Source organism: Sinorhizobium sp. GQ132 (assembly GCF_059758575.1).
The window spans coordinates 216,324-241,274 of the sequence record NZ_JCAXDX010000006.1 but is presented as its reverse complement, the minus strand read 5'-3'; the positions used below and the strand labels follow the sequence as shown (position 1 = coordinate 241,274).

The 24,951-nt window shown below is 62.8% G+C and carries 23 protein-coding genes; 12 read left to right on the top strand and 11 right to left on the bottom strand.

Annotated elements, in window-relative coordinates; translation table 11 throughout:
• Nucleotides 1-51: 51 nt before the first annotated feature.
• On the bottom strand, nt 52-1,182 hold the full coding sequence (locus AC6CIG_RS17680; RefSeq protein ID WP_018097956.1) for a PQQ-dependent sugar dehydrogenase: 1,131 nt from the start codon (nt 1,180-1,182) through the stop codon (nt 52-54).
• 147 nt (nt 1,183-1,329) lie between these two features.
• A complete protein-coding gene (locus AC6CIG_RS17675; protein ID WP_017266304.1) occupies nt 1,330-1,491 on the bottom strand; it encodes a Thivi_2564 family membrane protein in 162 nt (53 codons plus the stop codon).
• Nucleotides 1,492-1,686: 195 nt separating this feature from the next.
• On the opposite strand from AC6CIG_RS17675, the gene AC6CIG_RS17670 reads away from it, so the two are divergent.
• Complete coding sequence (locus tag AC6CIG_RS17670) at nt 1,687-1,917, top strand: hypothetical protein (protein ID WP_018097955.1); 231 nt, start codon at nt 1,687-1,689, stop codon at nt 1,915-1,917.
• A 434-nt stretch (nt 1,918-2,351) separates the two neighbouring features.
• On the opposite strand, the gene dhaL (AC6CIG_RS17665) is transcribed toward AC6CIG_RS17670, so the two are convergent.
• The 4 genes from dhaL (AC6CIG_RS17665) to AC6CIG_RS17650 form a co-directional block, all read right to left on the bottom strand.
• Nucleotides 2,352-2,996 (bottom strand): dihydroxyacetone kinase subunit DhaL, encoded by a 645-nt coding sequence (dhaL, locus tag AC6CIG_RS17665; RefSeq protein ID WP_180980821.1) that lies wholly within the window; start codon nt 2,994-2,996, stop codon nt 2,352-2,354.
• 60 nt (nt 2,997-3,056) lie between these two features.
• The gene (locus AC6CIG_RS17660) at nt 3,057-5,144 is read right to left on the bottom strand and encodes a bifunctional sugar-binding transcriptional regulator/dihydroxyacetone kinase subunit DhaK (RefSeq protein WP_018097952.1); all 2,088 of its coding nucleotides are present in this window, start codon (nt 5,142-5,144) and stop codon (nt 3,057-3,059) included.
• Between the two features lie 114 nt (nt 5,145-5,258).
• Nucleotides 5,259-5,900, bottom strand: coding sequence for a dihydroxyacetone kinase subunit DhaL (gene dhaL, locus AC6CIG_RS17655; protein WP_020487511.1), 642 nt, complete (start codon nt 5,898-5,900; stop codon nt 5,259-5,261).
• Between the two features lie 10 nt (nt 5,901-5,910).
• Nucleotides 5,911-6,903, bottom strand: coding sequence for a dihydroxyacetone kinase subunit DhaK (locus AC6CIG_RS17650; protein ID WP_018097950.1), 993 nt, complete (start codon nt 6,901-6,903; stop codon nt 5,911-5,913).
• A 392-nt stretch (nt 6,904-7,295) separates the two neighbouring features.
• Between AC6CIG_RS17650 and AC6CIG_RS17645 the strand changes: the two genes are divergently transcribed.
• The 4 genes from AC6CIG_RS17645 (at nt 7,296) to AC6CIG_RS17630 (ending at nt 12,066) form a co-directional block, all read left to right on the top strand.
• Complete coding sequence (locus AC6CIG_RS17645) at nt 7,296-8,282, top strand: ABC transporter permease (protein ID WP_018097949.1); 987 nt, start codon at nt 7,296-7,298, stop codon at nt 8,280-8,282.
• A 79-nt stretch (nt 8,283-8,361) separates the two neighbouring features.
• On the top strand, nt 8,362-9,363 hold the full coding sequence (locus AC6CIG_RS17640) for an autoinducer 2 ABC transporter substrate-binding protein (protein WP_013850057.1): 1,002 nt from the start codon (nt 8,362-8,364) through the stop codon (nt 9,361-9,363).
• An 89-nt stretch (nt 9,364-9,452) separates the two neighbouring features.
• Nucleotides 9,453-11,033 carry a sugar ABC transporter ATP-binding protein gene (locus AC6CIG_RS17635; RefSeq protein WP_498323170.1) on the top strand — a complete coding sequence of 527 codons (1,581 nt, stop codon included), beginning with the start codon at nt 9,453-9,455 and terminating at the stop codon, nt 11,031-11,033.
• 1 nt (nt 11,034) lies between these two features.
• Entirely contained in the window at nt 11,035-12,066 is a 1,032-nt protein-coding gene (locus AC6CIG_RS17630) for an ABC transporter permease (protein ID WP_411926335.1), read from the top strand.
• A gap of 38 nt (nt 12,067-12,104) precedes the next feature.
• On the opposite strand, the gene AC6CIG_RS17625 is transcribed toward AC6CIG_RS17630, so the two are convergent.
• From AC6CIG_RS17625 to AC6CIG_RS17610, 4 genes are all read right to left on the bottom strand, one after another.
• Entirely contained in the window at nt 12,105-13,322 is a 1,218-nt protein-coding gene (locus AC6CIG_RS17625) for a TIGR03862 family flavoprotein (RefSeq protein ID WP_498323168.1), read from the bottom strand.
• Between the two features lie 171 nt (nt 13,323-13,493).
• Nucleotides 13,494-14,489, bottom strand: a complete 996-nt coding sequence (locus AC6CIG_RS17620; protein WP_017271755.1) for a TRAP transporter substrate-binding protein — start codon at nt 14,487-14,489, stop codon at nt 13,494-13,496.
• 28 nt (nt 14,490-14,517) lie between these two features.
• Nucleotides 14,518-15,783 (bottom strand): TRAP transporter large permease, encoded by a 1,266-nt coding sequence (locus tag AC6CIG_RS17615; protein ID WP_018097944.1) that lies wholly within the window; start codon nt 15,781-15,783, stop codon nt 14,518-14,520.
• Nucleotides 15,783-16,388, bottom strand: coding sequence for a TRAP transporter small permease (locus tag AC6CIG_RS17610; protein WP_018097943.1), 606 nt, complete (start codon nt 16,386-16,388; stop codon nt 15,783-15,785). The genes AC6CIG_RS17615 and AC6CIG_RS17610 overlap by 1 nt, the downstream gene beginning before the upstream one ends.
• Nucleotides 16,389-16,475: 87 nt before the next feature.
• Between AC6CIG_RS17610 and AC6CIG_RS17605 the strand changes: the two genes are divergently transcribed.
• Nucleotides 16,476-17,135: a GntR family transcriptional regulator gene (locus tag AC6CIG_RS17605; protein ID WP_018097942.1), complete on the top strand. Its 660-nt coding sequence runs from the start codon at nt 16,476-16,478 to the stop codon at nt 17,133-17,135.
• A gap of 22 nt (nt 17,136-17,157) precedes the next feature.
• Here the strand turns inward: AC6CIG_RS17605 and AC6CIG_RS17600 are convergent, their stop codons facing one another.
• Nucleotides 17,158-18,174, bottom strand: a complete 1,017-nt coding sequence (locus AC6CIG_RS17600) for a substrate-binding domain-containing protein (RefSeq protein ID WP_018097941.1) — start codon at nt 18,172-18,174, stop codon at nt 17,158-17,160.
• 478 nt (nt 18,175-18,652) lie between these two features.
• On the opposite strand from AC6CIG_RS17600, the gene AC6CIG_RS17595 reads away from it, so the two are divergent.
• The 6 genes from AC6CIG_RS17595 (at nt 18,653) to AC6CIG_RS17570 (ending at nt 24,949) form a co-directional block, all read left to right on the top strand.
• A complete protein-coding gene (locus AC6CIG_RS17595) occupies nt 18,653-19,924 on the top strand; it encodes an ABC transporter substrate-binding protein (RefSeq protein ID WP_102764092.1) in 1,272 nt (423 codons plus the stop codon).
• Nucleotides 19,925-20,012: 88 nt separating this feature from the next.
• Nucleotides 20,013-20,999, top strand: a complete 987-nt coding sequence (locus AC6CIG_RS17590; protein ID WP_018097938.1) for a carbohydrate ABC transporter permease — start codon at nt 20,013-20,015, stop codon at nt 20,997-20,999.
• Complete coding sequence (locus AC6CIG_RS17585; protein WP_018097937.1) at nt 20,999-21,829, top strand: carbohydrate ABC transporter permease; 831 nt, start codon at nt 20,999-21,001, stop codon at nt 21,827-21,829. The genes AC6CIG_RS17590 and AC6CIG_RS17585 overlap by 1 nt, the downstream gene beginning before the upstream one ends.
• A 9-nt stretch (nt 21,830-21,838) precedes the next feature.
• Nucleotides 21,839-22,867: an ABC transporter ATP-binding protein gene (locus AC6CIG_RS17580; RefSeq protein WP_498323166.1), complete on the top strand. Its 1,029-nt coding sequence runs from the start codon at nt 21,839-21,841 to the stop codon at nt 22,865-22,867.
• A gap of 202 nt (nt 22,868-23,069) precedes the next feature.
• A complete protein-coding gene (locus AC6CIG_RS17575; RefSeq protein ID WP_411933042.1) occupies nt 23,070-23,855 on the top strand; it encodes a ThuA domain-containing protein in 786 nt (261 codons plus the stop codon).
• An 11-nt stretch (nt 23,856-23,866) separates the two neighbouring features.
• On the top strand, nt 23,867-24,949 hold the full coding sequence (locus tag AC6CIG_RS17570; protein ID WP_014530777.1) for a Gfo/Idh/MocA family protein: 1,083 nt from the start codon (nt 23,867-23,869) through the stop codon (nt 24,947-24,949).
• The last annotated feature ends 2 nt before the right edge of the window (nt 24,950-24,951 follow it).

The following is a 24,951-nucleotide window of genomic DNA, read 5'->3' as shown; positions in this document are numbered from 1 at the left end:
CTCCAACGCACTTCCGGACGGAAAACCGTTACACACTTTCCTGGGAATGCTCTAGTTGGCGGGCCTCAGCCGCAGAATCCTGCCGGATGCGGCGTCGATCAGCGCGAGTACCGAGCCATCGGAGGCCTGGAGGAGATCGCGAACCCGTGCCTCGAGCGAAAGAACTTCCTCCCCGGTCACCCTCCGGCCGTTCGTCTGCACTCTGACGATACCGCCCGCCGACAGGCCGCCGATCAGGAGGTCGCCCCGCCAGTCGGCGAACAGGTCGCCTGTATAGAACATCATGCCCGAGGGTGAGATCACGGGCGTCCAGCTATGGATGGAGCCAGCGAATTCGGGGCGGCTCGGCGGATCGGGAATTCGTTCGCCCGAATAATGTCTGCCCCAGCTCACCACGGGCCAGCCGTAGTTTTTGCCCGCCTCGGGTATGTTCAACTCGTCTCCCCCCATCGGCCCCATCTCTGCCGTCCAAAGCACGTCGGTTTCCGGATGGATGGCGGCGCTCTGAACGTTGCGGTGGCCGTAGGACCAAATCTCGTCGGCGCCCTCGCGGCCGACGAAGGGGTTGTCGTCCGGTATCGAGCCGTCGGGATTGAGGCGGACGATCGCGCCGAGATGGTTGGCCGGATCCTGGGCCTCTTGCATGTCGAAGCGTTCGCCGAGCGTGATGAAAAGTTTGCCGTCCGGCGCGAAGGCCAACCTCGAGCCGAAATGATTCTCGCCTGAAGCTGCCGGCTCCTGCCGGAAGATTACCTTGAAATCCGAAAGTGCGGTGGCGTCGTCGTTCAGACGGCCACGGCCGACCGAGGTAGCCGCGCCGCCATCGCGTTCCTCGGCAAAGGATAGATAGACAGTCCTGTTCGTGGCGAAATCCGGATCGAGCGCAACATCGAGGAGTCCACCCTGACCTTGGGCGAAGACATCCGGGACCCCTTCGATGGGTTCGCCGACGGCTCCCTCGGCCGACACGAGGCGCAGCCTGCCGGGACGCTCCGTCACCAGCATGTCGCCGTCCGGCAGAAGGACAGCGCCCCAGGGATGCTCGAGGCCGCCCGCCAAGACTTCGACGCTGACGGGCCCGCTTTCGGTGTCGAGCATACGCGGCGAATCCTGCGCGATCGCCGGATCGTGCCGCGCAGCGGCCATTGCCGCAAATGCCAGGAAAACAGCTGCTCGCAACATGGCCGCCTCCGTTCGTTTCACGAACCGGACTGTTCACTCGGCCCCTAATGGGGAAGCCGGGCCAAGGTTCCCCGCGGATACGCAAGGGCCGCGTTCACATGTTTGCGGCCACCGAGAAAGGACAGAGGACCGCGGCCTCTGTGGAGTTCAGAACACGGCAAGATACCGCAGCAGCGACAGGATGCCTATGATGATGACGATGGCCTGGACGATTTGCTTGGTGCGCCCGTCGAGGGGAAGGCGGTTGACGAGATAAAGAACCAGAATGACGACGAGAAAGGTGATCAGGATGCTGATCAGTACCGACATGTTGTCTGCCCCGTTCGTTGAAAAATGCTGTCTTCTATTTCAACTATGGGACGCAGAGCAAAAGGCAAGTGGAGGGCCTTGGCGTTCGCGTAACTCTCTTCACTGAAGAATGATGGGGGGTCTGGATTCGCGCCGTCTCCGCACCGATATTAAGCCATCATCAACAAAGCCACTTTGATTAGAGGGTCAAAGGAAATGTCGGTGCGCTTCTCGGATCTCGCCATTGACGACGACGAAATCTTGATGTTGCGACGTGTTCACGTTTATGCCTGCTCCTCCAGGGAGCTGGCGCCGGAAAGCGAACACGGTGCGGAGTTGGGAAAGATGCTGTTTCACCTTTACCGGCAAGGCGTGAGGAGCGAACACGCGCTGATGCAGATGTTGACGACGGGTGAAGCCCCGCCGGCACTGGATGATGCGGGTTAGAGCACGCCTCAGGAAAACTGTGTCATCAAGCGTGGGGTCGACCTAGAGCATTTCAATGTTTCATGGAAACACCGGAATGCTCCAATCCTTCGGTCCAAGGCACTTGTTTGATTTCCTCATTCCTGTGCTTGTCACAGGAATCCAGCCAGACCAAGTCCTTGGGCTGAAAGAACGCTTCCCGCGCCGCAGACGCGGCGCTGCTCTCATCGCTGTGACGAGCACGATGAGGACGGAGGAGAGATTGCAGTCCTCCGAAAGGTTTCCTACAGCGCCGCGCGTCTTATGAGACGCGCAAAGGTCGCTGTAGCACGTTGAGCTGCTGCATGTTTTTGTCCATTGATCGGCTACGATCAAAGGACACCTGCAGTGGCGCACGGTCGGTACGCAAGGAATTCGAGCGCATCGCCATGCGTGCCGACAAAACCGAACGGGCCTTAACTCATCCGCAGTGTTTGGGCCATGGCCCGGATGATGATGACGGCCGAGGCGGCGCCGGGATCCATGTGTCCGAGCGAGCGCTCTCCGACCCGGGCTGCACGGCCCTTCGTTGCGACCATGGAACGCGTCGCGCTGGCGCCGTTCTCGGCGGCTGCGGTGACATCCGCCCAGAATGCCTCGGCAGACTTGCCGGCTGCGGCCGCTTGCGCCGCTGCGTCGGCGGCGGGAAGCCAGACGTCGAGCATCGTCTTGTCGCCGCGCTGCCCCTTGCCGCGCTCGCCTATGCCGGAGGCAACCGCCTGGATGAGAAGGGAGCAAGCCTCGAGGTCCAGTGTGTCGCGTCCTTCCAGGGCCTGGGCCGCACGTCGGAAGGCGGTGGCGTAAAGCGGTCCCGTCGAGGCTCCGACGGCGTTCAGGAAGGCGCTTGCCGCCGCCGTCATGACACCGCTCAGCCCGGCGCTGCCTGCGTCCGTTCTCGCAAGTTCGCCGGTCACGGCAGAAAAGCCGATCGCCATGGTGATCCCGTGATCGGCATCGCCGATCGCGCCGTCAAGCTCGGACAGATGGTCCCTCTCCGCTTCGATGGCACTGGAGATCGCCTCGAACATTTCGATTAAGCGGCGCACCGCGCTCTCCGGCATCATTTTCCTCCCGCGGCCTTTAGGTGGATCCGCAACCACCCGCCAGGGCTTCGCCCAGTTCTAGTTGACCTTCAGAAAGGCCGTTTCGCAAGGGTGATGAAGCAGATCGGACAATTCCTGATCAAGATGGAGAATGGTGATCGAAGCGCCGGCCATGTCCAACGAGGTGCAATAATGTCCGATCCAGTTCGCTTCGATCAGTATGTCCTTTGCCGCCAGTCGCTGCTGGACCCGCCGGAACAGGATATAGAGCTCCATCAGGGGCGTCGCTCCGAAGGAATTGACGAGCACGGCGACGCGCTCGCCGGGTGCTGTCTTCATCTCCTTGAAGATGCGGTCCATGATGCTGTCGGTAATCTCGTCCGCCGATCGGATGCGCTCGCGCGTCACGCCCGGTTCGCCGTGTATGCCCATGCCGACCTCCATGTCGTCCGGGCCGATCTCGAAATTGTGCCGTCGCGTCTGCGGCATCGAGCCGGGTTCGAGCGCGACGCCCACCGTATAGGTGCGCAGGTTCGCCTTGCGCGTGACGGCTTCGCAGGCTTCCAGCGACAGGCCGCGATCGCAGGCCGCGCCCGCGACCTTGAAGATGAAGAAGTTGCCGGCGACGCCGCGCCGGCCTTCGCGGTCCTCGACCGGCGAGGAGGCGACGTCATCCGTCGTCAGGACAGTCCTTACCTTGATGCCCTTTTCTTCGGCAATTTCAGCCGCCATCTCGAAATTCATCACGTCGCCGGCATAGTTGCCGTAGACGAAGAGCACGCCTTCGCCTCCGGACGCGGCCTCGGCGCATTGCACGATCGGATCGGGCGGCGGCGAGGAAAAGATGTTCCCCACGGCAACCGCATCGGCAAGACCCTTGCCGACATAACCGAGGAAGCACGGCTCGTGCCCCGTGCCCCCGCCGATGACGAGGCCCACTTTTCCGGGCCTGGGGCCGCTGCGCGCGACGAGCGCCCGGTGCGATCCGTTGATCGGCTGCAGATATTTCTGATGCGCCCTGACGACCCCTTCGAGCATCTCTTCGACGACTTCGTTCGGGTTGTTGAGGAATTTCTTGACGTGGGTGCGATAGGAGCTCGGTGTCTGGACAAGCTTCGGCCGGTGCGAAAGCTTGGCGTCGAGTGCCCTGACGCCGTCGGCCCGCAAGATGCCGTGACCGGTCGCCGCGTCGGTGATGAGCACGTTGACATAGCCGCCGCGTAGCGCGGCGAGCAGGGCCGGCACCTTATCGAAGCCGCCGGCGACTGCAATGCGCGTGCCTATCTCGCGGAGCAGGTCCAGCGAGATGCCGACCGTACGATCGTCGAGCGGGCCGGCGACCGGACGGCCGCGTTCATCGATGAAACGGCCCGCGACGACGCCGACCGCGCCGGCTGCCAGATAGTCCTGCAGCGAGACCGATTCGAAGAAACCGCTGGTATGAATGGTGGAATTCGGCCGAAGCGAGGAGATGCCGAAAAGCACCCGGTTTGCCCTTGCCAGAGTCGCGAACTGCTCCTGAACCAGAGGTTCCTCCAGAAGCATATGCAGGAGTTCCGGCGATTTGACCACGGCCGGCGCGGTGATGTTGACGCAGCGGGCTGAAATTGCCCGTGCGACCGCCGAGGCACAAAGCTCCGGCGTATAGGCAAATGAGGCCGTGGTGCCGCCGGTCGCCTGAACCACCGTCATGTCCTGAAGGGAAGCGATACCGGCGTGCTCGCCAACCGAAAGCACGGTGCGGCCCCAGGCGACGGCGAGCGTATCGCCGGATTTCAGGAGTTTTGGAAGCGCCTGCGCCCCGGCCGCTCCGAGGCGGTCGATCAAAGGACGCGCATTGTCGTCGCTCGGGACCACGAGACAGTCGGTCAGGCCGAAATGCCGCTTCAGTTCCTGGGCGATGGTGAGCGATGCCAGTCGCGCCGGCTCGATCGAAATGTTGACGATGCCTTTTTCGCGGGCGTCGGCGAGATAGCTGTTTACCGTCGCCCGCGACACACCCATGGCCTCGGCGATCTCGCCCTGCGTCATGCCGTCTTCGTAATAAAGCCAGCAGGCCCAGACATAGGGGTCGTCACCGTAGCGCAAGGGGATCGCGTCCGAAGCATCGACCGTACCGCTTCGACTGGCAGCGCCCTTGCGCGGAGAAGGTGTCTTGATCGTCATGCAGTCCTGTACTTCCCCTGTTTTCGGACCGCGAGGATGGAAGCAACGCCGTGCTTTTGCAATGGGGGCTGGGTGCCGCTGCCCCCCTTTGCGCGCAATCGCGAAACCGCGGCGTCAGGCGAGCCGGGCGCGAGCCCCGTGCGACAACTCCCTGAGGATGATCGCACAGGAGGTGGCGCCGGCGTCCAACACGCCGAGCGAGCGTTCGCCGAGGCGGCTCGCCCGGCCGATCTTGGCGACGAGATCGCGCGTCGAATCGCGGCCGGCCTCCGCCGCCGATACAAGTGCATCGAGCGCTTCGGCGAAGGGCTTGCCGTCGGCAGCCGCCGCATCGAAGGCGTCCACCGCGGGCACCAAGGTGTCGAGCAGCGTCTTGTCGCCCACCTTGGCGGAGCCGATCGACCGGATGCCTTCGAGCCCCGCATGAAGCATGCGGCTATAGGCGGCGGCGTCGATTGCATCGGCGCCCTCGATCTTTTCGGCGAATTCGGTGAACATCACGCCGTAGAGCGGCCCCATCGATCCGCCGATCTCCGTCATCAGCACGGTGCCGAGCGTATCGAGCGCCTCTGACAGCGAGGCGTCTGTGCCCTTCAGGCGTTCTGCGGCAAGGCCAAAGCCCTTGGCCATGTTCACCCCGTGATCGCCATCGCCGATCTTGCCGTCGATCTCGCTCAGATAGGCGCGGTTTTCGATGATCCGGTCGGCAAGCGTAAGAACGATGTCGCCGGCTTTTGCATTTTCAAACGTCTGCATGTCCATTTCCTCAGAGAACGGCGGTGCAGCGGACCTCGACATCGAGGAGCGCCTTGAGTTCGTCGTCGAGCGCCATGACCGTCAGCGTCGCTCCGACCATTTCGAGCGAGGTGAAGTAGTTGCCGACGAAGGTGCGGTAGATCCTGAGGCCCCGTGCTGTGATCTCGCGCTCGATCGTGTCGTTCAGGATGTAGAGTTCGTTGAGCGGTGTCGCGCCGAGGCCGGAGACGAGCACAGCCACTTCCGTGCCCTCCGGCAGGTCGTGATCGTCCAGCACGATCTTGCACATGTCGACCGCGACCTCTTCGGCGGTCTTCAGCGCTTCGACGCGCACGCCGGGCTCACCGTGATGGCCGATGCCGACTTCCATCGTGCCGGGCTCGATCCGGAAGTTCGGATGCCCGACCGCGGGCAAGGTGCAGGGGCCGAGCCCGACCCCAATCGAGCGGCAATTGTCGATCGCCTTCTGGGAAGCCGCACGGACCTCTTCGAGGCTCGCCCCGGCGGCCGCCTTGGCCCCGCCGATCTTCCACATGAAGATTTCTCCGGCGACGCCGCGCCGCTTCTCCCGCTCTTCGGGCGGCGCGGAGCAGACGTCGTCATTGGCGACGACCGTCGCGGCTTCGATCCCTGCCTTGGCCGCGAGCTTCACCGCCATCTTCACGTTCATGTTGTCGCCGGCATAATTGCCGTAGAGGCAGACGACGCCCTTGCCGCCGTTCGCTTCGCGCATCGCGTCGTGAAAGCTCTTGGCCGTCGGTGAGGAAAAGAGTTCGCCGACTGCAACCGCGTCCAGCATGTTGCGGCCGGTGTAGCCGATGAAGGCAGGCTCATGGCCGGAGCCGCCGCCGGTCACGACACCCACCTTGCCGGCAACCGGCGCGCCCCTGGCGACGATGACCCGCGGATTTTCTCCGAGGCGAACGATGTCGGCATGCGCCTTGACGAAACCCTTCACGGTATCCTCGACGACTTCGTCCGGATTGTTGATGAAACGCTGCATGGCAGTCCTCTTTTGTCCGTCGCTGGCGACACGGCTCAGCGCAACACTACGTTGAATCTAACATCGTCTGCCGGAGCAGACCGAGGTCTGCCGGCGCGGTTCGCGTGCCAGGCCCGCTGGAAAATCTTGATCGAGAGCTCCTCCCTGGTGACCAGCCGGATCATGCCGTACTGCGAATTTCCTACATAATTCAAACATGGCTCGACAAATGTCAACATTCACGTTAGATTGCCGAAAATTTGAGAGGGATGGAAGGGGTTAACTCCGAGATTTCCATGGCTTCTCAAGGACTTGCTCGTCAGTCCACTGCGGTCGCCCCCGGCGATCGACTGGAGCGGCAGGAGGTCGTCGGGGTGTGAAGCGCCCCTGAAATGCGGTGTGGGAGAGGCTGAATGAAAAGCATGTTTGCCGACCGGCAATTCAACTTTCTTGTGGCGACCAACGCTCTCGTGGTCGCGCTCGCTGCGGTGTTCGCAGGAGACACCTTTCTCAGCCTCTACAATTTCCAGTCGATGTCCGCTCAGGTACCGGAGCTTGCGCTGCTGGCTCTCGGCGTAATGCTCGCCATGATCGCCGGAGGCGGCGGCATCGATCTGTCCGGCATCGCGCTCGCCAATCTTGCCGGGGTAGGCTCCTACCTGCTGGTGCGCGATTGGGTTTCGGCCGATGAAGCGCCACTCGCTTTTTCGTGGCTGTTCGCGGTGGTGGCGCTGATCATCGGTCTCGCCGGCGGCTTGCTGAACGGTGCCTTGATCGCCTTCGCAGGGCTCACGCCGATCATCGCCACGCTTGGCACGCAGCTATTTTTCACAGGTCTCGCCGTTGCTTTCACCAACGGCTCGGCGATCACCCTCGGCTATATCGAGCCCCTCGACAATTTCGGCAACACCCCGGTACTCGGTGTGCCGATGTGCTTCACGCTCTTCGTCGCCATCGCGGTCCTGATCGGTGTCGTGCTCCGCTTCACGCCTTTCGGTTTCAAGCTCTACCTGATGGGCAGCAATGCCAAGGCCGCCCGTTACGCCGGCATTCCGCAGCGCCGGATGCTTCTTCTGACCTATACCGTCTGCGGAGTGCTTGCTTCCGTCGCTGGGATCATCATCGCCGCCCGCACCTCAAGCGTGAAGTGGGACTATGGCAGCTCCTACGTCCTCATCGCCATTCTGATCGTCGTGATGGCGGGTGTACGGCCTGACGGCGGATATGGACGCACGGTCTGCGTCGTCCTCTCCGCGACGGCGCTTCAGATGCTGTCCAGCCTGTTCAATTTCCTCGATATCTCGAATTTCTTCCGCGACTGCGCCTGGGGTCTGCTTCTGATCGTGTTCCTGGCAACGTCGCGCGTCGATCTCCGCGCATATCTTTCGCCGCGACGCTGATCCCGAGGTCCCCAAACGGCGCAATGCCCCCCGCCGTCGATTTCTGGTCGGGCAAACAACAAGTGATGAGGAGACACTCATGTCTGTCTACAAGAAGATTGCCGCCTGCACGGTCGCTTTGGGTGCGCTTTGCGCTGCCCAGCTTGCGGTCGCGCAGGACGCCCCCTCCGTCGTTACCGTCGTCAAGGTGACCGGTGAGAATTGGTTCACGCGCATGGAGGAAGGTGTCGTTGCCTATGGCAAGGACAATCCAGCTGTGTCTACGAGTCAGATCGGGCCGGCCAAAGCCGACGCGGCCCAGCAGCTTCGCCTCATCGAAGACCTCGTCGCGAAGAACGTCAACGCAATCGCCGTCGTGCCGATGGACCCTTCCGCTCTCGAGGGCGTCTTCAAGCGGGCGATGAACCGCGGCATCAAGATCATCACGCACGAAGCCGACAGCCTGAAGAACACGCAGGTCGATATCGAGGCCTTCGACAACAAGGTCTTCGGCGCGCGCTTCAACGAGAAGCTCGCCGAATGCATGGGCAAGTCCGGCAAGTGGACGTCGTTCGTCGGCTCGCTCGGCAGCCTCACGCACGTGCAGTGGGCCGACGGCGGCGCGGAGAACGCCAAGAAATATCCGGAAATGGAACTCGTTTCGGAGAAGAACGAATCCTTCAACGACGCCAACAAGGCTTACGAGAAGGCGCGCGAGATCCTGCGCAAGTATCCTGACATCAAGGGCTTCCAGGGTGGTTCGGCCATTGATGTGATCGGGATCGGCCGCGCGGTCGAAGAAGCCGGCCTCGTCGGCAAGGTTTGCGTCGTCGGCCTCGGTCTGCCGAAGGACACGGCCAAGTATCTCGAATCGGGTGCCGTTCAGAGCATCTCCTTCTGGGACCCGAAGGATGCCGGCTACGTCATGAACAAGGTCGCCCAGCTCGTGATCGAGGGCAAGGAAATCACGGACGGCATGGATCTCGGGGTGCCGGGTTACAACAAGGTGTCGGTGAAGAAGGGCCCTGGCGACGGCATCATCGTTGTCGGCGAAGCCTGGGTCGACGTCGATAAGTCCAACTACAGCCAGTATCCGTTCTGATCGCGCATCGCAGGGATACGCGGCTGCAGCCGCATCCGCCGGCAGGGATGACCCTGCCGGCGAACTGACCGCAACTCCGGACCATGCCAATGCAGTCGACTATCATTGCCGAGAAGAAGATGTCCTCCGCAGAGGCGCGGAGCGATACGACGCCTTTCCTGGAAGTTCGCGACCTGGAGAAGCGCTTTGGCGGCGTTCGCGCCCTGAAGGGGGTGAGCTTCACGATCGAGCGCGGCCGTACCTACCATCTCATGGGCGAGAACGGATGCGGCAAGAGCACGCTCATCAAGATTATCTCCGGCGCCCAGCCGGCAGATGGCGGTGAGCTTGCGATCAACGGTAAAAAGGTCGGGGGGCTGACGCCGATCGGCGCCCTGGCAGCCGGCATCGAGACGGTTTATCAGGACCTGTCGCTTCTACCCAATCTGAGCGTCGAGGAGAATGTCGCGCTGACGCAGCAGCTGGTTGCCTCCAACGGCAGCCTCGCGCGGCGTCTCGACCTCAAGGGTCTGCGGGAGACGGCCGTCCGTGCATTGAAGGACGTCGGTCTGCCGACGGAGCCCGCCTTTCTGGCGACACCCGTCGAAGAACTCCCCATCGCAACGCGCCAGCTCATTGCCATTGCCCGCGCGATCGCTTCCGATGCCGGCCTGGTCATCATGGATGAGCCGACGACCGCATTGACGCGGCGCGAAGTGGACAACCTCATTCGCGTCGTGCGCGGCCTGCACGCCAAGGGCGTGTCTGTCCTTTTCGTCACGCACAAGCTCGACGAATGCAAGGCGATCGGCGGGCAGGCGATCATCATGCGGGACGGCCTGAAGGTTGCCGAATGCGACGTCGCCAATCAGTCGAAGACCGAACTGGGCTTCTGGATGACGGGCAAGAAGCTCGACGACACGCGTTATCGCGTCGATTCGCACGGTGACGAGACGCTGCTCTCGGTGGAGCGGCTCGGGGGCGCCGGCTTCGACGATGTCAGCTTCACGGTTTCCAAGGGCGAGATATTCGGGATTACGGGACTTCTCGATTCCGGGCGAAACGAGCTTGCGCTTTCGCTGGCCGGCGTGGAACCGGCGCGGCGGGGCTCGGTACAGCTCGCAGGCAGACGGGCCGATCTGTCGTCGCCCGCCTCTGCGATCGAGGCCGGCATCGGCTATGTTCCGGAGGACCGCCTGTCTGAAGGGCTTTTCCTTGGGAAATCCATCCGCGAGAATATCGTCATGGCGGTCCTCGACCGACTGCGGGGGGCTTTCGGCCTGCTCGACAGCCGCCGGGCGAAGGCTTTGGCACAGAAAACGGTCGACGATCTGCAGGTGGCGACTCCGGATATCGACAACCCTGTCATGTCCCTTTCAGGCGGCAACCAGCAGAGGGTTCTGATCGGCCGCTGGCTGACGATCGAGCCGAGCCTGCTCATCCTGCACGGACCGACCGTCGGCGTCGACGTCGGATCGAAGGACACGATATTCCGCATCATTCAGCGCCTTGCAGGAGACGGCATGAGCGTCGTCATCATCAGCGATGATCTGCCCGAGCTTCTGCAGAACTGCGACCGCGTGATGGTGATGCGCAAAGGCCGGGTCGCCGATATCTTTCCGGCCGAAGGGCTTGAGGAAGACGCAATCTACAAGTCGATGATGGCCGAAGACGGCCAGGGAGTTCAATAACATGGCCGATGTCGCAGCGACCCCCGTCAGCGGGACCGAGGGAGTGCCCGCCGCAGTCCGGACCATGCGCTGGTTTATCCGCCACCCTCCGGCCGTTACCTTCCTCCTCGTCGTGATCGTCTGCATCGTCGTGGGCACGATCAATCCGGACTTCTGGCAGGTTTCCAACCTGTTCGACATGGCACGCTCCACCGTCGTGCGCGGCCTCTTCGCGCTTGGCGTTCTCGTCGTGCTGGCATCCGGCGGGCTCGATGTCTCGTTCACGGCCATTGCTGCGCTGGTGATGTACGTCATCACCATGCTGGTCACGAATTATGCGCCGGATCTGTCCATCTGGCCGATCCTTGGCATCGCAGCCGCCGGCGGCGCGATCCTCGGCATTTGCAACGGCTTGCTGGTCCATGCATTGAAGGCGCCCTCACTGATCGTGACGATCGGCACGCAATACGCGATCCGTGGGTTTCTGCTGACCTTCATCGGAACGGCCCTGTTCATGAACATCCCCGAATCCATGGACGCTTTCGGAAAGCTCGCGCTTCTACGGCACGAGGGGGCGAATGGCGCAGTCTCGACCTTGCCCACCTATTTCCTCGTCCTGGTCGTCGCTGCGCTCGCCACCTGGTATATCCTCAAGCGGACCCTTATCGGCCGGGCTATCTATGCGGTGGGCGGAAACGCCAGCATCGCTTCCCGTCTCGGATACAACCTGCGCACTGTCCACGTGTTCGTCTTTGCCTATGCCGGTCTGCTCGCCGGGATCGCGGGTATCATGCACGTGTCGAGCAATCGTCTCGCCAACCCTTTCGATCTGGCGGGGTCGGAGCTGGACGTCATTGCCGCGGTCGTCCTTGGTGGCGCGCGCATCACCGGAGGCTCGGGTACCGTGCTCGGAACACTGCTCGGGGTACTGCTGATCACGCTCGTCAACAATGTGCTGATCCTCGTCGGCATCCCGAGCACGTTTCAACTTGCAATCATCGGGCTCTTCATTGTCGCCGCCGGTGCCATGTTCTCCATCAGACCGAAAAGCTGAGCGCTGACGGATGTGAAGACGTGCTGCGATCCGCAGTGTTACTGAGGGCCATCGGCGAGCCATGCTTCGACGCCGCGGGCCGCAGCACGGCCCATGGCAAGGCACGCGGTGAGGAGATAGCCGCCGGTCGGCGCCTCCCAGTCGAGCATTTCTCCGGCGGCGAAGAGGCCGGGGAGCGCCTTCAGCATGTAGCGGTCATCGATGGCGTTCAGGCGGATCCCGCCGGCCGATGAGATCGCTTCGGCGATCGGCCGTGTTGCGAGCACCGGAACGGGCAAGGCCTTGATCACGGCAGCGAGTTGCTCCGGCGCGGCTCGTGCCGCCTCCGTCGAGAGTTCGCGCAGCAATGACGCTTTGACAACGTCGAGCCCCGCGCCCTTGCGCAGGCGGTTGGAGAAGCTCGCCTTGCGGTCTTGTCGCGCGAGATCCCGCGCCAGCCTCTCGGCCGTGCGGCCGGGTGTGAGGTCAAGGAGGAGCGCCGCCTTGCCGTCCCGGTCCAGCCGGTCGCGCAGGCTTGCCGCATGGGCGTAGACGAGGCTGCCTTCGATGCCGTGGCGGCTCACCACGAATTCGCCCGGGATCGTCCCCCCATCGGATGTTGCGGTAACGCCTTTCAGTGGTTGGCCGGCAAAACGCTCGCGGAAAACCTGCGTCCAGGCGACATCGAAACCGCAATTGGCAGGGCGGAAATCGCTGATCGGCACGCCTCTCGCCCGCAGCAACGGCACCCAGGCGGCGTCGGAGCCGAGCCGTGGCCAGCTTGCGCCGCCAAGCGCCAGGAGAGCCGCGTCGCAACGAACGACCGTCGTCCCTTCCGGCGTATCGAATATGTAGCCCTTCTCTGTGAAACCCGACCAGCGATGGCGGGTGAGAAGCCGGACGCCCTGGGCCTCCAGCCGGCGGAGCCAGCTGCGCAACAGCGGCGAGGCCTTCATAGCCTTCGGAAACACGCGGCCGGAAGAGCCGACGAAGGTCTCCGCGTCAAGTCCGGCTGCCCAGGCGCGTACGTCCTGCGGGGTAAAGGCATCAAGGGCCGGCCGCAGGCTTGCCGAAGCATCGCCGAAGCGCGCTGCGAAGTCCCGGTACGCTTCGGAATGGGTTATGTTCAGGCCGGATTTTCCCGCGAGCAGGAATTTGCGCGCCGCGGTCGGCATAGCCTCGTAGACGGTCACCGCATGGCCCGAGCGGGACAAGACTTCCGCGGCCATCAGACCGGCGGGACCGCCGCCGATAATTGCGATTTCTTTTCTTTCCATCTGTGGACCACCCAGGATCTCCTCAGGCTCTCTTGGCCTGCGGCGGGCCAGGGCGCAAGCAGATTGAGGCGATTTGCGTGCACGCGGGGTAGCGGGATGGGGAAAAGGGTACGCGGTTTTTGCGAACCGGATGGGGAAGGCGGCGCGGGCCGCCTTCCCCATCCGAGAGCCTCAGAGCGTTGCGCCGACTTTCCGAAGTTCGGCGAGAACCGGTGCCTTCGGCAGCCAGATCTTGTCGTATTCGGCGATGATCCGTCCGGCATCGGCGACGGTGACATCCTTGATCGGAATGCCTGCGCCGGCGAATTTTTCGAGGAGGGCCGGCTCGTTGGCGACGGTAGCGTCGATCTGCTCGTCGAGCGCTGCCTTGGTGAGGCGGGCGATGATCTCCCGGTCGGCCTCGGGAAGGGTCTGCCAGACGCGACCGGAGGCCAGCGCCACGCAGGGCATGAAGATCGCGTTCATCTTCAGCATGGTCTTGGACACCTTGTCGAAGCGCTGGTTCCAGGAGAAGTCGAGGTCCGCCTCCAGACCGTCCACCTGGCCGTTCGACATGGCGTCGAAAACCGCCGGCGTCGGAATCGGCGTCGGCGCTGCGCCGAGGAGCTGGTAGAAATCGCGATAGGCGGGCGTCGTATTGATGCGCAGCTTCATGCCGTTGATGTCGTCGAGCCCGGCGATCTCCTTGGCCGAGAAGACGACGCGCATGGTGGTGATGCCCCAGGCAAGGCCGACTGTTCCGGTCTCGGCCGGAAGAACGTCGAGGAGCTTCATGGCGACCGGCTCGCGCACGAGCTTGGCGACCTTGGCAGTCGAATCGACGACCCAGGGCGCGTTGATCGCGGCAACGGCGGGAATGCGCGAGCCGAGTTCGGCGGTCATGATCCAGCCGAGATCGAGCGCGCCGCTCTGCATCTGCTGCAGCATCGCGGCCTCGTTGCCGAGCTGGCCGGCCGGAAAGACCGAGATCGACAGGCGACCGTTCGTCTCTGCCTTGAGGGCTTCGCCCACCTTGAGTGCGGCGTTGTTCCAGGGATGTCCCGGCGGCGTGACGATGCCGAGGCGCAAGGTGCGCGTTTCCTGCGCGCGCACGAGCGACGGCGTGGCGAGCGAGAGGGCTGCGCCGGCGGCAACGCCGCCAAGGAAGGTTCTGCGGGAAAATGTCATGGAAGATCCTCTGGCTGGTTCGTTGTGGTTATCGGGCGAAGAAGGTCGAGAGCGAGGGAATGAGCGACAGGAGCACGAGCATGAGACAGGAGACGAAGAAGAAGGGCAGCGTCACCAGGAACATCTTGCCGGGCTTTGCGCCGGTCACCGCGGCCGCAACGAAGAAGCAGAGCCCGACGGGCGGCGAGAGGAAGCCGAGCACGAGGTTGAGGACCACGACGACGCCGAAATGGATCGGGTCGATGCCGTAGACCTCGGTCGCGATCGGCAGGAGGATGGGCACGGTCATGATGAGCCCGGGGGCGCCGTCGATCACCGTGCCGATGACGAGCAGGATGACGTTGACGAGCAACATGAAGGTGACCGGATCCGAGGCGACCGTCTGGACCCAGCCGGCGACCTGCTGCGGCACCATGCCGTAGACAAGTACCCAGGAGAAGACCGCGGCGGCCGCGACGAGGAAGAGGACCACGGCCGAATAGATCCCGGCGCGCAGCATCATTCGAGGAAGCTCGGAGAATTTGAGCTCGCCGATCCAGAAGCGGCCGACGAGCACCGCTGCAACGGCGCCGACGGCTGCGGCCTCCGTCGCGTTGGCGAGGCCGGAGAGGATCGAGCCGACGATAACGAAGGGGATGAGAAGCGTAGGCAGCGCATCCAGGACGATACGGATGCGCTCCTTGAGCTTCATGCGCTCGCCGCGCGGATAGTTGTAGACGAAACCCATCGCTGCGATGACGAGGCAGAAGGCTACGGTCAGCAGAATTCCGGGCACAATTCCTGCGGCCAGCATATCGCTTACCGGAACCTGCGCGAGCACGCTGTAGACGACGAACATGATCGACGGGGGGATGATGGGACCGAGCATGCCCGAATAGGCGGTGAGCCCGGCGGCGAAGGTCTTGTCATAGCCCTTCTTCTCCATCTCCGGCACCATCATCTGCGCCATGACGGCAACCTGCGCCGTGGCCGATCCGAGTATCGAGGCGACGAACATGTTGGCGAGCAGGTTGACATAGGCAAGCCCACCGCGCATCGCGCCGACGAAAGCCATCGTCATGTCGATGATGCGCCGGGTGATGCCGCCGCCGTTCATGATCTCGCCGATCAGCACGAAGAGCGGAATGGAGATCAGCCCGTAATTGTCGACGCCGCCGAAGAGCTGCGTCGGAAAGCTCTGGAAGAGCAGGGGATTTCCGGAGGCGAAGATATAGACGATGCTGCCGAGGCAGAGACAGACGCCGATCGGAACGCCGACGAGCATGAAGAGGAGGAAGGCGGCGGTGGTGACCATCAGTTCACTCCCTCGGCGCTGGAAAGTTCGCGCCGCTCACGCTGGGGCGACAGACCCAGGTCTTCGACGAGATTGGCGGCGCAATGGACGGTCATGGTGACGGCGAAGAGCGGAATGACGAGGCTGATCGCCCAGATCGGCCAATTCAGCGTCTGGCTGCGCTCGGTATAGAGAAAGTTGAAGCTCTCGGCCGCGAAGGCCTTAGCGTCGAAGCCGGCGCGGATGATGCCGACGGGGTCCATCCACATCCAGCAGAATGCCGCAAGCGCAAGGGCGAACAGGAGGACGAGCAGTGTCGAGGCCGCGCGCATCCGGCGCGCCGCCGCGGGCGGCAGGTAATCCGTCAGCAGCGTCACGGCGAAATCGAGTCGAAGACGGGTCAGCGCCGAGCCTCCGAGGAAGGCGAGCCAGACCATGGCGTATACGGCCGATTCATCGACCCAATAGAGCGGATGTCCGCTGTAGCGGGTGACGACGTTCAGAAGGATGAGCGCGAGAAGCACGCACATCAATCCGGCAACAGCGCGCTTTTCGAGGGCGAGCATGGCTTCGGAGAGAGAGACGATGGCGCGCGCATAAAGCGGCGGCGCGACTGACTGGTTCATGACTGTTCCCTAGTTTCCGTATAAAGTAGATTTTATACATTCTTCGAGTCAATATCATTTTTGGCGGTAATCCTGTAGCGAGCGTCCATGGTGTCACATCTCAAACATCGCACCCTCTCCGGGGCATTAATCGAGGAAATCCGGCAGGCGATTCTCTCCGGGCGCTATCCGGCCGGCAGTCAGCTGCGCCAGGATGCGTTGGCCGAAACCTACGGCGTCAGCCGCATTCCGGTGCGCGAGGTCCTGTTCCAGCTCGAAGCCGAAGGGCTGGTCAGGATCGTGCCGCAGAAGGGGGCGATCGTCTCCGAACTGTCGCTCGCCGAGATCAACGACGTCTTCGAGCTGCGGGCGCTTCTGGAACCGCGGCTCTTCCGCAAATCGGCGCCGCTTCTCGATGGCGACGATTTCGCACGGGTGGAGGAGGTTCAAAGCCGATTCCTCAGGGCGACGGCCGCAGGAGAAATCGACTCCTATGGCCAGCTCAATGCCGAACTGCACCTGGCCCTCTACCGGCGCGCCGAGATGCCCCGGACACAGCAGATCGTCGCGTCCCTGCTGCAGACGAGCGACCGCTACACGCGCGTCCAGCTCTCAAGCGTCGCAGCGATGACCCGAGCGATGGAAGAGCATGCCGAGCTGATCCGCCTCTGCCGTGCGGGCGCTTTCGAGGAGGCGGCCGGCTTCCTGATCTTCCACCTCAAGGCCGTGCATGAGGACCTGCTGTTCCGGTTGAAGGGACGCGAGTAGAGCCCCCGCCAGAGAAGGATGGTCAAGCCTCCGGCGCCCGACCGGTCGACTCGCGCAGGATCAGCTCGACCGGCCAGAGCTCATGAATCTCCGTGGCGGGCCGGCCGGTGAGCAGCTGCAGGGTGAGGTCTGCCGAGCGCGCGCCGGCGGCGCGCAGGGACGACCGGCTCGTCGAAAGGGACGGGACCATGTTGTCGGCCGTGAGATAGGGGAAGACATCGTCATGGGCGATGACGGAGATGTGCTGCCCGACCACAAGGCCGACCGAACGCACGGCGCGATAGACGCCGAGCGCCGTCATCATCGAGCCGGCGACGAAGGCCGTCGGGCGGGGGGACTGCTCGAGGAAGGAACGGGCCGAGCGAAAACCGATCTCGTCGGTGAACTGGCCATGCGTGACGAGGCGTGGATCGAAGGGCAGCCCGCGCTGTTCAAGCGCCTCGCGATAGCCCTTGTCGCGGTGGTGCGTGAACGTGAGACCGTCGCGGCCGTTGATGAGTGCGATCCGTCTATGGCCGAGGTCCAGGAGGTGCGAGGTGGCGCGGCGGATCGCGCCTTCGTTGTCGATATCGAGCCAGGCGTGCGGCACGTCGGTCTCGGAGCGGCCATGGACCAGAAAGGGAATACCGAGCTTGTGGAGCAGCAGAATGCGCTCGTCGTTCGGCCTCGGTGAATGGATGATCACGGCGTCGACCCGTCCGCTCGTCGCCAGCCGGCTATAGAGCTGGAGCTCGGCTTTCATATCATGGTCGGCAACCGGGCTCACGAGAATGTCTATATCCTCGCTGTCCAGGCGTTCGGCCATGCCGCTCATGAATTCGGAAAACTGGAATTCGTTGCGGCCCATAACGACGCCGATCGCGCCTGCGCGGCCCGTGACGAGGCGCACGGCGTTGATGTTCGGCCGGTAACCGAGGCGCACGGCCTCCTCGGCAACGCGCTTGCGGGTCTTCTCGCTGACTTCCGGATAGCCGCTCAGAGCACGGCTTACCGTCGTGGGAGAGAGCCCCAACTGTTGGGCGAATTCCTTAAGCTTCACTGTTCTTCCCTGCGCCCCTTCTGCGTATTGTCCGGGGATCGCTTCCGAAGCAAGTCACGCCGCAAATCGAGAAGCTGCGTTCGCTCGTTTTTGCGCATCGCTTCGATGCGCGGCCCTGCAGACATTCGCGCCGGACTATACCCGGTTTGCCGGCAGTCACAATCGGTGCCTTTGCGTCGCGAACACTGCCCGGGCTTGATCGAGAAGGCTGTCGGGCACGATCCAAATCGTTTTAAATTCCTGTGGATGAAGTATTCGTGTAAACGGGTTGAACGCCGAGCCGGATCGTGGCGATGCCCCGATGTGTTTTCGATTAACATTCTGATTATAAGCCAAAAAATTCAAAATAACCATGGCATTTACTTCCGTTTCGACCTCGGCTTGACAGCCGATTTCCCTTCTGACAGCTTCTGCGCACCCAAACCGTTTTCGAATTGCTGAGGAGCCTGCGGAACCGGGGGGAGTTTTGGAGGGACCAATGAACGTGAAGCCATTTGTAAGGACGCTGATTTCCTGCGCAGCGATCGTGGGCGCAATCGACCTGGCTGCGGCCGCCGAACTGTCTATGGCGGCCAATTCGACCGGCAAGAATCTGAGCTTTCTGCGGGACCAGATCGCCAAGTTCGAGAAGGAAACCGGTCACAAGGTCAACCTGGTGACCATGCCGGCTTCGAGCAGCGAGCAATTCAGCCAGTATCGACTCTGGCTTGCGGCCGGCAACAAGGATGTCGACGTCTACCAGACGGACGTCATCTGGGCTCCGCAGCTCGCCGAGCAGTTCGTCGACCTGACGGAGGCGACGAAGGATGTGATCGGCGAGCACTTCCCCTCGATCATCCAGTCGCAGACGGTCAACGGCAAGCTCGTCGCTCTGCCCTTCTATACCGACGCGCCGGCGCTTTATTACCGCAAGGACCTGCTCGACAAATACGGCAAGACGCCACCCAAGACCTGGGACGAACTGGCAGCGACGGCGAAGGAGATTCAGGACAAGGAGCGTGCCGCCGGCAGTGCCGATATCTGGGGCTTCGTCTTTCAGGGCAATGCCTATGAGGGGCTCACCTGCAATGCGCTCGAGTGGATCAAGTCGTCCGGCGGCGGTCAGATCGTCGAGCCCGACGGCACGATCTCCGTCAACAACGAAAAGGCGGCGGCGGCCGTCGAGAAAGTCAAGGAATGGATCGGCACGATCGCGCCCAAGGGCGTGCTTGCCTATCAGGAAGAGGAATCACGCGGCGTCTGGCAGACCGGCAACGCAGTCTTCATGCGTAACTGGCCCTATGCCTATGCGCTTGGCAACGGTGACGACAGCGCCGTAAAAGGCAAATTCGAGGTGGCCCCGCTTCCGGCCGCCACCGACGGCGATCAGCCGTCCTCGACACTCGGCGGATGGAACCTCGCGGTCTCGAAATACTCCGACGAGCAGGAGGCGGCGATCGCCTTCGTCAAGTTCCTGGGCTCGGCCGAAACCCAGAAGGTGCGTGCCATCGAGCTTTCGAACCTGCCCACGATCGCGGCGCTTTACGACGATCCGGAAGTCGCGTCCGCCCAGCCGTTCATGCCGCATTGGAAGCCGATCTTCCAGAGCGCCGTGCCGCGCCCCTCGGCCGTGGCAAAGGTGAAGTACAACGAAGTGTCATCCAAATTCTGGAGCGCCGTGCACAACACGCTTTCGGGTAACGGAACGGCGGCGGAGAATCTCGAGCTTCTCGAAGTCGAACTGACGGAACTCAAGGGCGACGCCTGGTAAAATCGCGAGGCCTGGACGGCAGCTATGCCGTCCGGGCCAAGATCAAACGGCACGGGGCGGGACCCGCGCCAACCGGTAGGCTTACCTCATGACTGATCTTTCCCTCGCGGATCGGCCGGCTGCGCTTGCGCATGGCGGCAGGATAGGCTCGGACCTGCAGGCGCAACGGGTCCGTTCGGCCTGGCTCTTTCTCGCGCCAACCTTCCTCGTCCTGGCGCTCGTCGCCGGCTGGCCGCTCATCAGAACCATCTATTTCAGTTTCACCAACGCGTCGCTTACCAATCTGTCGGGCGCCGAATTCGTCGGCTTCGCCAATTATCTCTCATGGGTCACCCTGAAGAGCGGGCGGACGATTTACAGGGGCCTGCTTGCGGACCCCGCCTGGTGGAATGCGGTCTGGAACACGCTCAAATTCACGTTTCTTTCGGTCAGTATCGAAACGGCGCTGGGCCTTGTCGTCGCTTTGGTGCTCAACGCGCAGTTTCCCGGTCGCGGGCTTGTCCGTGCCGCGATCCTGATCCCCTGGGCGATCCCGACTATCGTCTCCGCAAAAATGTGGGCCTGGATGCTCAACGACCAGTTCGGCATCCTCAACGACATGCTGCTCGGCCTCGGTTTGATCGGCGAGAAGATCGCCTGGACCGCCAGCCCCGACACAGCCATGATCGCCGTACTGATCGTGGACGTGTGGAAGACGACGCCTTTCATGGCGCTCCTGATCCTCGCCGGCCTGCAAATGGTGCCGGGCGATATTTATGAGGCGGCCAGAATCGACGGAGTCCATCCGGTACGTATCTTCTGGCGGGTCACCCTGCCGTTGATCCGGCCGGCGCTGATGGTCGCGGTCATCTTCCGCATGCTCGACGCGCTGCGCATTTTCGACCTCATCTATGTGCTGACGCCCAACAACGCGCAGACCAAGACCATGTCGGTCATGGCGCGCGAAAACCTTTTCGATTTCGACAAGTTCGCCTATGGCGCGGCCGCCTCGACCATGCTGTTCCTGATCATCGCGACGATCACGATCCTCTACATGTGGCTCGGCCGCCTGAATTTGAGCGGAGGGGAACGCTGATGGCCGTCGCGATCGCAAAGCGGGCCGCGTTCTACGCGCTGGTTGCCGTCATCATCCTCGTCGCAGTCTTTCCCTTCTATTACGCGATCCTGACGAGCCTGAAGTCCGGCACGGCGCTGTTTCGCATCGATTACTGGCCGACGGATATTTCGCTCGCCAATTACGCCGATATTCTTTCGCACGGAACCTTCGTGCGCAATCTCGGCAACTCGCTCCTCGTCGCCACGCTGGTGGTTGCCATATCGCTGCTTCTTGCCGTGACCGCAGCCTATGCGCTTGCCCGGGTACGCTTCCGCGGCCGCGGTCTGCTTCTCCTGACGATCCTGTCGGTCTCGATGTTCCCGCAGATCGCCGTTCTTGCAGGTCTCTTCGAGCTCATCCGCTTCGTCGGGATCTTCAACACGCCGCTCGCGCTCATCTTTTCCTACATGATCTTCACGCTGCCGTTTACGGTCTGGGTGCTGACCACCTTCATGCGAGACCTGCCGATCGAGATCGAAGAGGCGGCGATCGTCGACGGCGCTTCGCCCTGGGTGGTGATCACCCGCGTCTTCATGCCCCTGATGTGGCCGGCGCTGGTGACGACCGGGCTGCTGGCCTTCATTGCGGCATGGAACGAGTTCCTCTTCGCGCTGACATTCACGTCGTCGAACACGCAGCGTACCGTGCCGGTCGCGATCGCCCTGCTTTCGGGCGGCAGCCAGTTCGAGATTCCCTGGGGCAACATCATGGCGGCATCCGTGATCGTCACCGTGCCTCTCGTGGTCCTCGTGCTGATCTTCCAGCGGCGGATCATTTCCGGCCTGACGGCCGGTGGCGTCAAAGGATAGGAGAACAAGATGGCAGAGCTTCAATTGCGCGATATCCGCAAATCCTTCGGCGCCTTCGATGTGATCAAGGGCGTCAGCATGGAAATCAGGTCGGGCGAGTTCATGGTCTTCGTCGGTCCTTCCGGATGCGGTAAGTCGACCCTCCTGAGACTGATCGCCGGGCTTGAGGAAATCACCTCCGGAACCCTTGCCTTCGACGGCCAGGTCGTCAATCGGCTGACGCCTTCGCGCCGCGGCATCGCCATGGTCTTTCAGTCCTATGCGCTCTATCCGCATATGACGGTCTACGAAAACATGGCTTTCGGCATGCAGCTTGCAGGCAAGGACAAGCAGCAGTGCCGCAAGCGGGTCGAGGCGGCGGCGGAAATGCTGCAGCTCACGCCCTATCTCGAACGCCTGCCACGCCAGCTTTCGGGCGGGCAGCGCCAGCGCGTCGCGATCGGCCGTGCGATCGTTCGCGATCCCAAGGTCTTTCTGTTCGACGAGCCGCTTTCGAACCTCGACGCGGCGTTGCGTGTGGCCACCCGGCTCGAAATCGCCAAGCTTCACCGCAGCATGCACAAGACGACGATGATCTATGTGACACATGATCAGGTCGAGGCGATGACGCTCGCCGACAGGATGTGTGTCCTGAGGGACGGTCTCGTCGAACAGATCGGCACGCCGCTGGAGCTTTACGAGACGCCGAATTCGGTGTTCGTCGCCGGCTTCATCGGTTCGCCGAAGATGAATTTTCTTTCCGGCGCCTTCGCAGAGCCATACAAGGCGGACACGATAGGCATCCGCGCGGAACACCTGGAGATCGAGGAACAGGGAGGTGAGTGGAGTGGGACCGTCATCCATTCGGAGATGCTCGGTTCCGACAGCTATATTTATCTCGACATCGGGACCGGCGAGCCGGTGATCGTCCGCGAAAGCGGCATCGCCAAGCATCAGCCCGGGCAGACGATCAGGATCTCGCCGGCCGCCGGTCAGGTTCACCGCTTCGATGCGGGCGGCCGTGCCCTCGGACGGACGGAAATGCGGGGTGCGGCCTAGAACGCAGCCACCCGATTTCGCTCGGAAAGTCTCGAAACCAAGGCTGATCCGAAGGATTTCGGATCATTCCAAAGCCTCAAACGTTAGGGCAGAAAAGGGCGGGGACCTGTGTGGTTTTCCCGGCCCGGCTCCGTGCCCACACTTCAAGTCACGGACGGTCGGCATCCCGCAGCGGGTGCCCCAAATCACGAGGAGAATGACCTTGTCTATCAATGCCATCGTGTGGGGTGAAAACATCCACGAGCAGACGAATGCGGTGGTTCGGGAGATTTACCCGGACGGCATGCACAACACGATCGCAGCCGCACTCAATTTTGACCCGGGGATCGATGCGACGACGGCGACGCTGCAGGAGCCGGAACACGGGCTCAGCGAGACGCGGCTCGCCGCCGCCGACGTGCTCCTGTGGTGGGGCCACAAGGATCATGGCGCCGTCGACGACGCCATCGTAGAGCGCGTCGCCAAACGCGTTTGGGAAGGCATGGGTCTGATCGTTCTCCATTCCGGCCACTTCTCCAAGGTGTTCAAGCGGCTGATGGGCACGCCCTGCGCGCTCAAATGGCGCGAGGCTGGAGAGCGCGAACGCGTCTGGGTCGTCAATCCGCGCCACCCGATCGCCGAAGGGCTCGGCGAGAACTTCGTCATCGAGAACGAGGAGATGTATGGCGAGCAATTCTCGGTGCCGGAGCCGCTGGAAACGGTGTTCATCTCCTGGTTTGCCGGCGGCGAGGTCTTCCGTTCGGGCCTCACCTGGCGGCGCGGCGCGGGCAATATCTTTTATTTCCGCCCCGGGCACGAGACTTACCCGACCTATCACGACGCGACCGTCCACAAGGTACTGCGGAACGCGGTGAGATGGGCGTATAACCCGCAGGGCACCTATAAGGCCATCCATGATGCGCCGAACGTCCCGGTAGAGAAGGCTCTGGAGCCGATCGTCGAGCGCGGCCCGAGACTGCACCGGGCCGGCGAAGCCGGCTATCGATGAAGGGGACCCCCATGCGTTTGCTAATTCTCGGAACCGGCGGCATGGCCAACAGCCATGCGAAAGCCTTTGCTGAGATCGAAGGCGTCGAAATGGTCGGCGCCGTCGACGTGGACCCGTCCCGTGCCAAGGCCTTTGCCGTCACGCACGGCATCGAAAACACCTTCACCTCTCTCGACGAGGCGATCGCCTGGGGAGAGTTCGACGCGGCCACCAACGTGACGCCCGACAAGGCGCATCACCCGACGACCCTGGCGCTCATTGCCGCCGGCAAGCATGTGCTGTGCGAAAAACCGTTGGCAGAAAACTATGAGAAGGCCGCCGAGATGGCGGCCGCAGCCGAGCGGGCCGGCCTCGTCACGATGGTTAATCTGACCTATCGCAACGTCGCTCCGCTGCAGAAGGCGCGTGAACTCGTGGTTGCCGGCGAAATCGGCCGGGTGCGGCATCTGGAGGCTTCCTATCTCCAGAGCTGGCTCGTGTCTCGGGCCTGGGGCGATTGGGCAAGCGAGTCGAAGTGGCTATGGCGGCTGTCGACGAAACACGGATCGAATGGCGTGCTTGGCGATGTCGGCATCCACATTCTCGACTTCGCCGGCTACGGTGCCAACAGCTCGGTCGAGCGGGTATTCGCGCGCCTGAAAGCCTTCGACAAGGCGCCGGATAACCGTATCGGCGAGTACGACCTCGACGCCAATGACAGCTTCGCCATGACGGCGGAGTTCGAAAACGGCGCGATGGCTGTGATTCATGCCAGCCGCTGGGCGACGGGCCATCTCAACGAGTTGAGGCTCAGGCTGCACGGCGACAGGGGAGCCTTGGAAGTAATCCATACGCCTGATGGTTCGAGCCTGCGCGGCTGCATGGGGCCCGATGTCGAAAAGGCCGTTTGGCGGACCGTCGACGCCGGCACCGTGCCCACCAACTACCAGCGCTTCGTCGAGGCGGTGAAGGCCGGCCGAACCGTCGAACCGGGTTTCCGCCATGCCGCGGACCTGCAGAGAGTGCTCGATCTCGCCATCGAGACGGAGCGCTCACGCCGCGAACTCGGCGTGCCGGACATCGACGCGGTGGTGCAGGAACGCGCTGTGGGGTGATA

Coding starts and splice junctions, on each gene's coding strand:
- AC6CIG_RS17615 (WP_018097944.1), bottom strand. CDS start 15,783: ATGGTCACCACCGCCGCCTTCCTCCTCTTCATGCTCGTCGGCGTTCCG.
- AC6CIG_RS17675 (WP_017266304.1), bottom strand. CDS start 1,491: ATGTCGGTACTGATCAGCATCCTGATCACCTTTCTCGTCGTCATTCTG.
- AC6CIG_RS17570 (WP_014530777.1), top strand. CDS start 23,867: ATGCGTTTGCTAATTCTCGGAACCGGCGGCATGGCCAACAGCCATGCG.
- AC6CIG_RS17610 (WP_018097943.1), bottom strand. CDS start 16,388: ATGAACCAGTCAGTCGCGCCGCCGCTTTATGCGCGCGCCATCGTCTCT.
- AC6CIG_RS17680 (WP_018097956.1), bottom strand. CDS start 1,182: ATGTTGCGAGCAGCTGTTTTCCTGGCATTTGCGGCAATGGCCGCTGCG.
- dhaL (WP_020487511.1), bottom strand. CDS start 5,900: ATGCAGACGTTTGAAAATGCAAAAGCCGGCGACATCGTTCTTACGCTT.
- AC6CIG_RS17580 (WP_498323166.1), top strand. CDS start 21,839: ATGGCAGAGCTTCAATTGCGCGATATCCGCAAATCCTTCGGCGCCTTC.
- AC6CIG_RS17620 (WP_017271755.1), bottom strand. CDS start 14,489: ATGACATTTTCCCGCAGAACCTTCCTTGGCGGCGTTGCCGCCGGCGCA.
- AC6CIG_RS17660 (WP_018097952.1), bottom strand. CDS start 5,144: ATGACGATCAAGACACCTTCTCCGCGCAAGGGCGCTGCCAGTCGAAGC.
- AC6CIG_RS17605 (WP_018097942.1), top strand. CDS start 16,476: ATGGTGTCACATCTCAAACATCGCACCCTCTCCGGGGCATTAATCGAG.
- AC6CIG_RS17595 (WP_102764092.1), top strand. CDS start 18,653: ATGAACGTGAAGCCATTTGTAAGGACGCTGATTTCCTGCGCAGCGATC.
- AC6CIG_RS17640 (WP_013850057.1), top strand. CDS start 8,362: ATGTCTGTCTACAAGAAGATTGCCGCCTGCACGGTCGCTTTGGGTGCG.
- AC6CIG_RS17625 (WP_498323168.1), bottom strand. CDS start 13,322: ATGGAAAGAAAAGAAATCGCAATTATCGGCGGCGGTCCCGCCGGTCTG.
- AC6CIG_RS17670 (WP_018097955.1), top strand. CDS start 1,687: ATGTCGGTGCGCTTCTCGGATCTCGCCATTGACGACGACGAAATCTTG.
- AC6CIG_RS17585 (WP_018097937.1), top strand. CDS start 20,999: ATGGCCGTCGCGATCGCAAAGCGGGCCGCGTTCTACGCGCTGGTTGCC.
- AC6CIG_RS17645 (WP_018097949.1), top strand. CDS start 7,296: ATGAAAAGCATGTTTGCCGACCGGCAATTCAACTTTCTTGTGGCGACC.
- dhaL (WP_180980821.1), bottom strand. CDS start 2,996: ATGCCGGAGAGCGCGGTGCGCCGCTTAATCGAAATGTTCGAGGCGATC.
- AC6CIG_RS17630 (WP_411926335.1), top strand. CDS start 11,035: ATGGCCGATGTCGCAGCGACCCCCGTCAGCGGGACCGAGGGAGTGCCC.
- AC6CIG_RS17635 (WP_498323170.1), top strand. CDS start 9,453: ATGCAGTCGACTATCATTGCCGAGAAGAAGATGTCCTCCGCAGAGGCG.
- AC6CIG_RS17590 (WP_018097938.1), top strand. CDS start 20,013: ATGACTGATCTTTCCCTCGCGGATCGGCCGGCTGCGCTTGCGCATGGC.
- AC6CIG_RS17650 (WP_018097950.1), bottom strand. CDS start 6,903: ATGCAGCGTTTCATCAACAATCCGGACGAAGTCGTCGAGGATACCGTG.